General features: G+C 68.5%; 9 protein-coding genes. 2 read left to right on the top strand and 7 right to left on the bottom strand.

Going from position 1 to position 9,880, the window contains the following annotated elements:
* Positions 1-362: 362 nt before the first annotated feature.
* The gene (gene tyrS, locus E3O28_RS10035; protein ID WP_233191420.1) at positions 363-1,664 is read right to left on the bottom strand and encodes a tyrosine--tRNA ligase; all 1,302 of its coding nucleotides are present in this window, start codon (positions 1,662-1,664) and stop codon (positions 363-365) included.
* A gap of 146 nt (positions 1,665-1,810) precedes the next feature.
* Between tyrS and E3O28_RS10030 the strand changes: the two genes are divergently transcribed.
* The gene (locus tag E3O28_RS10030) at positions 1,811-2,473 is read left to right on the top strand and encodes a winged helix-turn-helix transcriptional regulator (RefSeq protein WP_134415817.1); all 663 of its coding nucleotides are present in this window, start codon (positions 1,811-1,813) and stop codon (positions 2,471-2,473) included.
* Entirely contained in the window at positions 2,470-3,192 is a 723-nt protein-coding gene (locus tag E3O28_RS10025; protein WP_134415815.1) for a hypothetical protein, read from the top strand. Before E3O28_RS10030 ends, E3O28_RS10025 begins: the two co-directional genes overlap by 4 nt.
* Before the next feature lie 324 nt (positions 3,193-3,516).
* On the opposite strand, the gene E3O28_RS10015 is transcribed toward E3O28_RS10025, so the two are convergent.
* The 6 genes from E3O28_RS10015 to argB form a co-directional block, all read right to left on the bottom strand.
* Positions 3,517-4,128, bottom strand: coding sequence for a DNA-3-methyladenine glycosylase (locus tag E3O28_RS10015; RefSeq protein ID WP_104101263.1), 612 nt, complete (start codon positions 4,126-4,128; stop codon positions 3,517-3,519).
* Entirely contained in the window at positions 4,125-5,567 is a 1,443-nt protein-coding gene (argH, locus tag E3O28_RS10010; RefSeq protein WP_104101261.1) for an argininosuccinate lyase, read from the bottom strand. The genes E3O28_RS10015 and argH overlap by 4 nt, the downstream gene beginning before the upstream one ends.
* Before the next feature lie 7 nt (positions 5,568-5,574).
* Entirely contained in the window at positions 5,575-6,774 is a 1,200-nt protein-coding gene (locus E3O28_RS10005) for an argininosuccinate synthase (protein ID WP_104101259.1), read from the bottom strand.
* Positions 6,775-6,836: 62 nt separating this feature from the next.
* A complete protein-coding gene (gene argF / locus E3O28_RS10000; protein WP_134342192.1) occupies positions 6,837-7,766 on the bottom strand; it encodes an ornithine carbamoyltransferase in 930 nt (309 codons plus the stop codon).
* 38 nt (positions 7,767-7,804) lie between these two features.
* Entirely contained in the window at positions 7,805-9,034 is a 1,230-nt protein-coding gene (locus E3O28_RS09995; protein WP_277874710.1) for an acetylornithine transaminase, read from the bottom strand.
* On the bottom strand, positions 9,031-9,876 hold the full coding sequence (gene argB / locus E3O28_RS09990) for an acetylglutamate kinase (RefSeq protein ID WP_241973084.1): 846 nt from the start codon (positions 9,874-9,876) through the stop codon (positions 9,031-9,033). The genes E3O28_RS09995 and argB overlap by 4 nt, the downstream gene beginning before the upstream one ends.
* Positions 9,877-9,880 lie beyond the last annotated feature (4 nt).

The raw sequence follows: 9,880 nt of genomic DNA, 5'->3' as shown, positions 1-9,880 counted from the left end.
GGGGCTGTCGCTTCGAGGCAACTTACATAACTTAGCTGCCCGGCCACACCCTGTCAAATCACGGAAAGCAGCCGATTCCAAGTGCGCCAAAGCGACTCGGACAACCACCCACCAGACCAAACACGCAGCCGGAGAGAGTTACCATCTTAGGCCTCCCCCACACCCACCTGAAACAGGAACAAGCATGAGACGAAGCGAAAAACTGTGGTTCCACATGAGGCCGGGAAGCTCTGCGGCTTTCCGCACCTGTGGGGTACGTTTGAATACATTACGGCCGACACACCGGACCGTCAAAACCAGCAACCGCCCGGGCGTGTCACGCCCCAACGGGGCGGAACGACCAGGCGACATCCGTCTCTGAATCAGACGACGAAAACGCCGGCCAAGGTCTTCTTCCCACGGCGGAGCACGGCCACTCCCCCGGGAAGCACGGCACCCTCGATGGTCTGGTCATCGCTCAGCACCTTCACGTTGTTGAGATAGACCCCACCCTGGCTGATGGCACGGCGGGCTTCGCTCAGACTCATGCTGAGTCCGGTGTCGACCAGCAGCTGCACCACGGGGGCGTGCGGGGCGGTCGTCGTGTTCGGGAGTTCTCGCAGCGCGGCTTCGAGGGTGGCCTCGTCGAGATCGGACAGCTCACCCTGGCCGAAGAGGGCATGCGCGGCCTGGATGGCGGCATCCGTCGCGGCACGGCCGTGAACAAGGCTCGTCACGGACACGGCGAGCGTGCGCTGGGCGAGGCGTTTGAACGGTTCCGCCGCCACGGCACCCGCGAGCTCCTCGATGTCGGACCGGGTGAGGAAGGTGAACACCTTCAGCCGGTTGAGGACATCGGCATCGTCGGTGTTGAGCCAGAACTGGTAGAACGCGTACGGGCTGGTGAGGGTGGGGTCGAGCCAGACCGCGTTGCCCTCACTCTTGCCGAACTTGGTGCCGTCGCTGTTCGTGATCAGCGGGGTGCCGATGGCGTGGGCGCTCTCCCCCTCCGCCTTGCGGATGAGGTCGATACCGCTGGTGAGGTTGCCCCACTGGTCGCTGCCTCCGGTCTGCAGCACGCAGCCGTACGTGCGGAAGAGCTCGAGGAAGTCCATCCCCTGCAGAACCTGGTAACTGAACTCGGTGTAGCTGATGCCGGCGTCGGAATTCAGCCGGGCGCTCACGGCATCCTTCTTGAGCATGCTGCCGACCCGGAAGTACTTGCCGATGTCGCGCAGGAAGTCGATGGCACTGAGCGGGGCGGTCCAGTCCAGGTTGTTCACCAGGGTGACGGCGTTGTCGCCCTCCGAGCTCAGAAAGCGCGAGACCTGGGCCTGGAGGTAGCCCACCCACTCGCCGACGACATCCCGAGAGTTCAGGGTGCGCTCGGCCGTGGGGCGCGGGTCACCGATCAGTCCGGTGGACCCGCCGACCAGGCCGAGGGGCTTATGTCCGGCCAGCTGCAGCCGGCGCATGAGCAGCAGCTGCACGAGGTTGCCGAGGTGCAGGCTCGGGGCGGTCGGGTCGAAGCCGCAGTAGAACGTGACCGGCGGGCCGGCGAGCAGCTCACGCAGTTCGGTGGTGTCGGTGGACACCTGTACCAGGCCTCGCCAGGAGATCTCCTCCCAGACGTCGTCGAAGGTCGGGTCGTTGGCTTGCAGGGCGAGGATGGCTGGATCTGACACGAGCCAAGGATATCAGCGCCCGACTCGCTGCCCGGGAATTCAGGACCACACCTTGATCGGCAAATATTAAGCCTATAGGCTGAATTAGTGTAGATTCATCGTGGAAGCTTCATATCAGCCCGCCAACTCCGTCGGAGGTCCCGCCCATGTTCGTCATCACGGCCGACCAGGTCGACAGCCGCAACGATCGCGATCGGGCCGGCGAGATGATCGCCGAGCTCATGGCCGCGTACGGCCCGGCGTTCACGCTGCCGCCCGACCAGACGTCCGGCGATGAGATCCAGCTACTGCTGCCCGACGCCGGCACGGCCCTTGCCGCCGTTCTCGCGCTGCATCGCGCGGGCCATTGGAGCATCGGGCTCGGCATCGGCGAGGTGCGCACCCCTCTTCCAGAAACAACCCGGCAGGCCTCCGGCGGTGCGTTCGTCGCGGCGCGGGCGGCCGTGACGCGGGCAAAGAAGGCCGAGGCCCGTTTCAGTCTCGAGGTTGATCCGGCCGCTGGCCGTACTGCTGGCCGTACTGCTGGCCGCTCTGCTCCGCTGCTCGACGCCGACGGGGTGGAAGCACTCATCACCAATCTGCTGCTCCTTCGCCAGCGTCGCTCGCAGGAGGGCTGGGCGGCCATCGACCTGCTGGCGAGCGGGATGTCCCAGGTGGAGATCGCCGCCGAGCTCGGCATTTCCCCCGCCGCCGTCAGCCAGCGCATCCGAATCGCCCTCTGGAGGGTCGACCAGTCCGCCCAGCCCGCACTCGTTAGGCTGCTGGAGAACCTCGAGCACGCCACGACCGAAACGGACCCTGCCGCATGATCTCCTCGTCCTTCCCGATCGTTGCCTACCTCTACTGGATGTCCCTCCTGGTCGTCACCACCGGCTCGCTGGTCTTCGCCATCCTCGCGTTCCGGCGCCAGAAGCCGCAGTTCGCCGCGGTCTCCGGCGGCGCCCTCGCTGCGGCCCTGATGATCGCCGCCCTCCCCTCGCCCGGAGGCGCGACCGTGTCGGGCGTGCTCCTCGGCATGGTGGCCCTCGGTCTCGCCGTGGTCGGCGGCGGCCCGGCGGCGCTGCTTGCGCTGAGGCTGGCCACGAACAACTCCGTGCCCCAAGGCCAGCACGGCGGGATCCTGGTCGACAACGGCGGCGCTCCCGTGACACCGGAGCCGGGCCGCGCGTCCGGGGTTGATGCCGGCGCACCGGATGCACCGGATGCACCGGATGCACCGGATGCACCGGATGCACCGGATGCCACCGGTGTACCCGATGGTGAGGGGACGGCCGGAACGCACGGCACTTTCGTGCACGAGGTGCTGCGCGGTGGATTGATGATCGGAATCCTGGAGCGCCTCGCCGTGGCCGGCGCGATCCTGGCGGGCTTCCCGGAGGCCATCGCGGTCGTCGTGGCGATCAAGGGCGTCGGCCGCTTCACCGAGCTGGCCACGGCCGAGGCCCGGGAGCGGTTCATCATCGGCACGCTGGCGAGCCTGATCTGGGCGTGCGCGTGCGCCGCCCTGGTGCAGATCGCCCTGACGTAGGCGCCGGTCGGCGGTCGGCGGTCGGCGGTCGGCGGTCGGCGGTCGGCGGTCGGCGGTCGGCGGTCGGCGGTCGAGCTTGCCGGGATCCGGTGACCCGAACCTGCCGCGCGACCCGGGGCATCCGTGCCGATCGCGCTGACGTAACCTCGGAGATTTTCGCGACACGCCGGTCGGCCCCCGAACCGGCGTTTCCCGAAAATCTCCGCTTTTATATGACGACGGATGCCCCAGCGCGGGTCCCGGTGATGGCGCGAGCCCGGCGACGGCCCGAGCCTGTCGACCGCCCGACCCTGTCGACGGTGCTCGCCTGTCGACGACGCGCGCCTAGCGAGAGTCGGGCTCAGCGCCCAGCTTCGGATGTCGCCGGTACGGCGACACCGACGCGTCGCCCGGGATCCAGAATCGCCACGGATACTCCGCTCCCCCGCCGACGCCGCCGACTCCGGTGCGGGGTCCGCTGCGGAAAGCGACCGGTTCGGGAGGCAGGGTCAGCGTGAACGGCGCCTCACCGAGGTCCGCACCGTCGTCTCCCAGCCCGATGCCGAGCGCCAGCGTGAGCCGGGCCGGGCCGCGCGCCAGGTCGCGGTCGCTGCGTGAGGTGGGGCGGCGCATCCGTGCCTCGGCGACACCGTCGACGATCTCGCCGGCGCGCAGCAGCACGGCGGACGCTTCGCCGCCCGGCGAGCAGACGATGTTCGCACAGACGTGCATGCCGTAGCTGAAGTACGCGTAGAGGTGGCCGCTCGGGCCGAACATCGACGCGTTCCGCCGGGTCTGGCCACGGAAGGCGTGCGAGCCGGGGTCGAGCCCTTGCCCGAGGTAGGCCTCCACCTCGGTGATGCGCAGCCGCACCCCGGCGCGGTCGAGCAGCGCGCCCAACAACTGTGGCGCGACCTCAACGGCCGGTCGCGCCAGAATGCCGTCGGCGAGTGTCACATGCCGAGCGCAGCCGCCAGCGCGCGCACCCGGGTGACGAGCGCCGCGCGCTGCTCCGCCACGCGCACCGGGGCGGTCCCGCCCTGGCCGTCGCGGCGGGACACCGAACCGGTGATGGTGAGTACCTCGCGCACGTCCGGCGTGAGGTGCGGCGACAGCGCGAGCAGCGCGGCGTCGTCCACCTCGTGCAGGTCGAGCCCGTTCCGCTCCGCGAACTTCACCAGCGAACCGGTGATTTCGTGCGCGTCCCGGAACGTGACCTGCTGCTTGACGAGCCACTCGGCGACGTCGGTGGCCAGGGAGAATCCCTGGGGGGCGAGCTCGGCCATCCGTTCAGTGTGGAAGGTCAGGGTCGCGATCATTCCGCTGAAGGCCGGCAGGAGCACCTCGAGCGTCTCGATCGAGTCGAAGACTGGCTCCTTGTCTTCCTGCAGGTCGCGGTTGTAGGCGAGCGGCAACCCCTTGAGAGTGGTCAGCAGACCGGTCAGGTTGCCGATCAGGCGCCCCGCCTTGCCGCGGGCCAGCTCGGCGATGTCCGGGTTCTTCTTCTGCGGCATGATCGACGACCCGGTGGAGTAGGAGTCGTCGAGGGTGACGAAACCGAACTCGCGGGTGTTCCAGAGGATGATCTCCTCGGCCAGACGGGACAGATCGATACCGATCTGGGCGGTGATGTACGCGAACTCGGCGACCAGGTCGCGGCTCGCGGTGCCGTCGATCGAGTTCTCGACCACGGCGCTGAAGCCGAGGTCGGCCGCCACCAGGTTGGCGTCGAGGCCGAGCGTGTTGCCGGCCAGGGCACCAGACCCATAGGGCGAGTAGTCGGCGCGCGTGTTCCAGTCGGTGAACCGCTCGAGGTCGCGCACTAGCGGCCAGCAGTGCGCGAACAGGTGGTGGGCGAGCAGCACCGGCTGGGCGTGCTGCAGATGCGTGCGGCCCGGCATGATGGCCTCGTCGTTCGCTTCGGCCTGCGACGCCAGGGCGTCGATCAGGTCGATGACGTGGGCGGAGATGCCCTTCGCCTTGTCGCGCAGCAGCATCCGCACCAGGGTGGCGACCTGGTCGTTGCGGCTGCGGCCGGCGCGCAGCTTGCCGCCCAGTTCGACGCCGACGATGTCGATCAGGCCGCGTTCCAAGGCCGAATGCACATCCTCGTCGGATTCTGCGGGAAGGAAGCTCTCGTCGACCACGGCCTGCATCAGGGTGTCGAGGCCGGCGATCATGGCGACGAGTTCCGGGGCGGTCAGGTAACCGGCCGCGGCCAGGGCCCGCGCGTGGGCCTGGGAACCACGGATGTCGTAGGGAGCCAGCGGCCAGTCGAACTGGGTCGACTTGCTCAGCTTCGCCAGTTCCGGCGACGGTCCCCCGGCGAAGCGGCCACCCCAGAGGGCGCCCGCCTTGCCCGCGCGGTTCTCGTGCGTGTCCGTGTCGCCAGCCACGTCAGCCCTACTTGCCGGCGAGGTCGCGGCGGGCCGAGATCTTGCTCGGCAACGACCACAGCTCGATGAAACCCTTGGCCATGGACTGGTCGAAAGTGTCCCCGGTGTCGTAGGTGGCGAGGTTGAAGTCGTAGAGGCTCTGCGTGGACTTGCGGCCGGTGACGACGGCGGTGCCGGCATGCATCTTCAGACGGATGTCGCCGGTCACGTGCTTCTGCGTCTCGTCGATGAACACGTCGAGTGCGCGCTTCAGGCCGGAGAACCAGAGGCCGTCGTAGACGAGTTCGGCCCACTTGGACTCGACCGTGCGCTTGTAGCGGGCCAGGTCACGTTCCACGGTCATGTTCTCGAGCTCTTCGTGCGCGGCGATCAGGGCGATGCCGGCGGGGGCCTCGTAGACCTCGCGGCTCTTGATGCCGACGAGGCGGTCCTCGACGATGTCGATCCGTCCGACGCCCTGGTTGCCGGCGAGCAGGTTCATCATTTCGATGGCCTGCAGCGGGGTGACGGCGACGCCGTCAATCGCGACGGGAACACCCTGGTCGAAGCTGATGACGACCTCGGTGGGCTCGCGAGTCACGGCCGGGTCCTGCGTGTACGTGTAGAGGTCTTCGATCGGGGCATTCCACGGGTCTTCGAGGAAGCCGGTTTCGACCGCACGGCCGTAGACGTTCTGGTCGATCGAGTAGGGGCTCTTCTTCGACTGTGCGATGGGCAGGTCGTGCAGCGCCGCGTATTCGATGGCTTTGTCCCGGGTGAGGGCGAAATCGCGCACCGGGGCGAGCGAGGTGAGCTCGGGCGCGAGGGCGGCGACGGCGGCCTCGAAGCGCACCTGGTCGTTGCCCTTGCCGGTGCAGCCGTGCGCGACGCTGTTCGCTCCGAGCTCCTTGGCCGTGGAGGCGAGGTACTTGGCGATCAGCGGGCGGCTGAGCGCGGAGACGAGCGGGTAACGCTTCTGGTAGAGCGCGTTGGCCTTGAGGGCCGGCACGACGTAGTCGCTGGCGAACTCGTCCTTCGCGTCGACGACGATGGACTCGACGGCGCCGCAGTCCAGGGCGCGCTGGCGGATGACGTCCATATCCTCGCCGCTCTGTCCCACGTCGATGGCGAGGGCCACGACCTCTTTGCCAGTTGCATCCTTCAGCCAGCCGATGCCAACCGAGGTATCGAGTCCGCCCGAATATGCCAGCACAACGCGTTCAGCCATGGTTCTCCCTAAAAATTCGATCTGATCAAGTTTACGGTCATGCTGTGACGCCCGCCGGGGCGTTAGGCGCTGTTCTGGGTGAGCAGCCAGACGAGCAGCGCCTTCTGGGCGTGCAGGCGGTTTTCGGCCTCGTCCCAGATGATGCTCTGCGCGCCGTCGATGACGTCGGCGGTCACCTCGAAACCGCGGTCAGCCGGCAGACAGTGCAGGAAGTGCGCGTCGGGCTTCGCGAGCGCCATCAGGGCGGCGTCCACACGGTAGCGACCGAGGTCACCCAGGCGGGTGGCCTTCTCCTCTTCCTTGCCCATCGACACCCAGGTGTCGGTGACGACCACGTCGACGCCGGTGACGGCCGCGACCGGGTCGGTGAAGAGCTCCACGGAGCCGCCGGTGCGCAGGGCGATCGCCGCGGCATCCGCGACGACCTCGTCGGTGGGCGTGTACCCGACCGGGGAGGCGATGCGCACGTGCATGCCCGCGGTCGCGCCGGCAAGCAGGTAGGACTGGCCCATGTTGCAGGCTCCGTCGCCGAGGAACGCGAGGGTCTGACCGGCCAGGTCGCCGCGGTGCTCACGGATGGTGAGCAGGTCGGCGAGCAACTGGCAGGGGTGGAAGTCGTCGGACAGCGCATTGACGACGGGCACCGTGGTGCCGAGGGCCATCTCCTCGAGTCCGGCCTGGCCGTAGGTGCGCCAGACGATCGCGGCCACCTGGCGCTCGAGCACGCGGGCCGTGTCGGAGGCGGTTTCCTTGCCACCGAGCTGGCTGTTCGCGGTGCTGATGATCAGCGGGCTGCCGCCGAGGTCGGCGATCCCCACGGCGAAGGAGACCCGGGTGCGGGTCGATGACTTGTCGAAGATGACAGCCACGGTCTGCGGGCCGGCCAGAGGTTTGACCGCGAATCGGTCACGCTTGAGGTCCAGGGCAAGGTCGAGGATCTCGGCCTGTTCGGCCGGTGAGATGTCGTCGTCGCGCAGGAAATGGCGGGTCACGGTGTCACTTTCGCTTCTGGGGAATAGATCGTTCAACTCTAGAGGCTGGCCAGAGCGAGCCCGAATCGGCACTCGAAATCGGCCAGTTCGTCGTCGCCGACGATGAGGGGCGGGGCCAGACGGATGGTGGACTCGTTTGCGGCGTTCACGATCAAGCCGTTGCTCTGGGCCGCGGCCGCCAGGCGGGTGGCGACCGGTTCGGTCAGCCCGACACCGAGTAGGAGCCCGCGGCCGCGCACCTCGCCGATGAGGGGGGAACCGAAGCCGGCGAGGATCTCCCGCAGCTGCTCGCCGCGCCGCGCGGCGTTGGCGACCAGGCCGTCGGCCTCGATGGCGCCGAGCACGGCGTTGGCGGCGGCCGTGACGAGCGGGTTGCCGGCATAGGTTGAGCCGTGCTGGCCGCGCTGGAACAGCTCCGACGCTGCCCCGAAGGTGACGAGGGCGCCGATGGGCAGGCCGCCGCCGATCCCCTTCGCCAGCGTGAGCGCATCCGGCTGGATACCGTCGTGCTGGTAGGCGAACCACTCGCCGGTGCGGCCGGCGCCGGTCTGCACCTCGTCGAGGATGAGCAGCACGCCGTTTCGGGTGCACAGCTCGCGGGCGTGGCGCAGGAACCCTGCGGGCAGGTCGACCACCCCGGCCTCGCCCTGCACGGGCTCGAGGAAGAGGGCGGCGACGGTCTCGTCGATCGCGGCGTCCAGCCCCTCGAGCGTGGCGTGGAGGTGCTCGACCCCCTCGGGGACCGGCAGGAACGGCTCGCGCATGGCCGGCTTGCCGGAGAGGGCGAGCGCCCCCATCGTGCGGCCGTGGAACGAGTCGTGCAGGGAGAGGATGCGGGTTCGGCTGCCACCGTCGGTGTTCAGTCGGGCCAGCTTGAATGCGGCCTCGTTGGCCTCGGCGCCGGAATTGCAGAAGTAGACCCGGCCGGCCTGTCCCGCACCGGTGAGGCGCTTGAGCCGTTCGGCCAGTTCCAGCTGCGGTGGCGACGCGAAGTAGTTCGAGACGTGGGCAAGCCGGCCGACCTGGTCGGTGACCGCGGCGACGAGAGCCGGATGCGCGTGGCCGAGCGAGTTCACGGCGATTCCGGCGAGGAAGTCGAGGTACTTCGTGCCCTCGTCGTCCCAGACGTAGCACCCCTTCCCGCGCACGAGCATCGCCAGCGGCGGTGCGATCGTGTGCATCATGGCGGCGCTGAAACGCTCGCGCCAGTCGGGGGTGCCGGAATCGGCCATCTGTGCGGTGCTCGATTCTGGGTGCGTATTGCTCATGCCGGGACCACTTCGGTTCCGATCCCGCTGCCGGTGAAGACCTCGAGCAGGATCGAGTGTGGTACCCGGCCGTCGATGATGGCCGCCTTCGCGACGCCACCCTCGACCGCGTCGAGGCAGGCCGTCATCTTGGGGATCATTCCCGACTCGAGGCCCGGCAGCAGGGAGCGAAGCGAGTCCACGTCGATGACCGACACCAGCGAGTCGTGGTTGGGCCAGTCGCTGTACAGCCCCGCGACATCGGTCAGGATGACCAGTTTGACGGCGCCGAGCGCGACCGCGAGGGCCGCGGCGGCGGCGTCGGCGTTGATGTTCAGGGACTGGCCCGGGACATCCGTGTCGGGTGCGATCGAGGAGACGACCGGTATACGGCCGGCGGCGAGCTGGGCGAGCACGGCCTCGGGGTCGACGCCGATCACGTCGCCGACGAGGCCGAGGTCGACCTCGCCGCCGTCGATGACGGTGCCGCGGCGACGGCCCTGGAACAGCCCGGCGTCCTCGCCGGACAGCCCGGCCGACAGCGGGCCGTGCTGGTTGATGCGGCTGACCAGCTCGCGGTTGATCTGGCCGGTGAGCACCATCCGCACGACGTCCATCGCCTCAGGCGTGGTCACCCGGTAGCCACCGCGGAACTCGCTCGCGATGCCGAGGCGGTCGAGCATCGCGGAGATCTGCGGGCCGCCGCCGTGCACGACGACGGGGCGGATGCCGGCATAACGCAGGTACACCATGTCTTCGGCGAACGCTCGCTGCAGTTCCTCGCTGACCATGGCGTTGCCGCCGAACTTGACCACGATGATCTGGTCGTGGAACCGCTTGAGCCAGGGTAGCGACTCAATCAGCGTG

Source organism: Cryobacterium sp. TMT2-14 (assembly GCF_004402465.1).
Taxonomy (GTDB): Bacteria; Actinomycetota; Actinomycetes; order Actinomycetales; family Microbacteriaceae; genus Cryobacterium; species Cryobacterium sandaracinum.
The sequence above is the reverse complement of the archived record's forward strand: the minus strand, read 5'-3'. Positions and strand labels throughout refer to the sequence as shown.

Excerpts from the sequence above, each read along its gene's own strand:
- E3O28_RS10030 (WP_134415817.1), top strand. The coding sequence starts at position 1,811 with ATGTTCGTCATCACGGCCGACCAGGTCGACAGCCGCAACGATCGCGAT.
- E3O28_RS10025 (WP_134415815.1), top strand. The coding sequence starts at position 2,470 with ATGATCTCCTCGTCCTTCCCGATCGTTGCCTACCTCTACTGGATGTCC.
- E3O28_RS10005 (WP_104101259.1), bottom strand. The coding sequence starts at position 6,774 with ATGGCTGAACGCGTTGTGCTGGCATATTCGGGCGGACTCGATACCTCG.
- E3O28_RS09995 (WP_277874710.1), bottom strand. The coding sequence starts at position 9,034 with ATGAGCAATACGCACCCAGAATCGAGCACCGCACAGATGGCCGATTCC.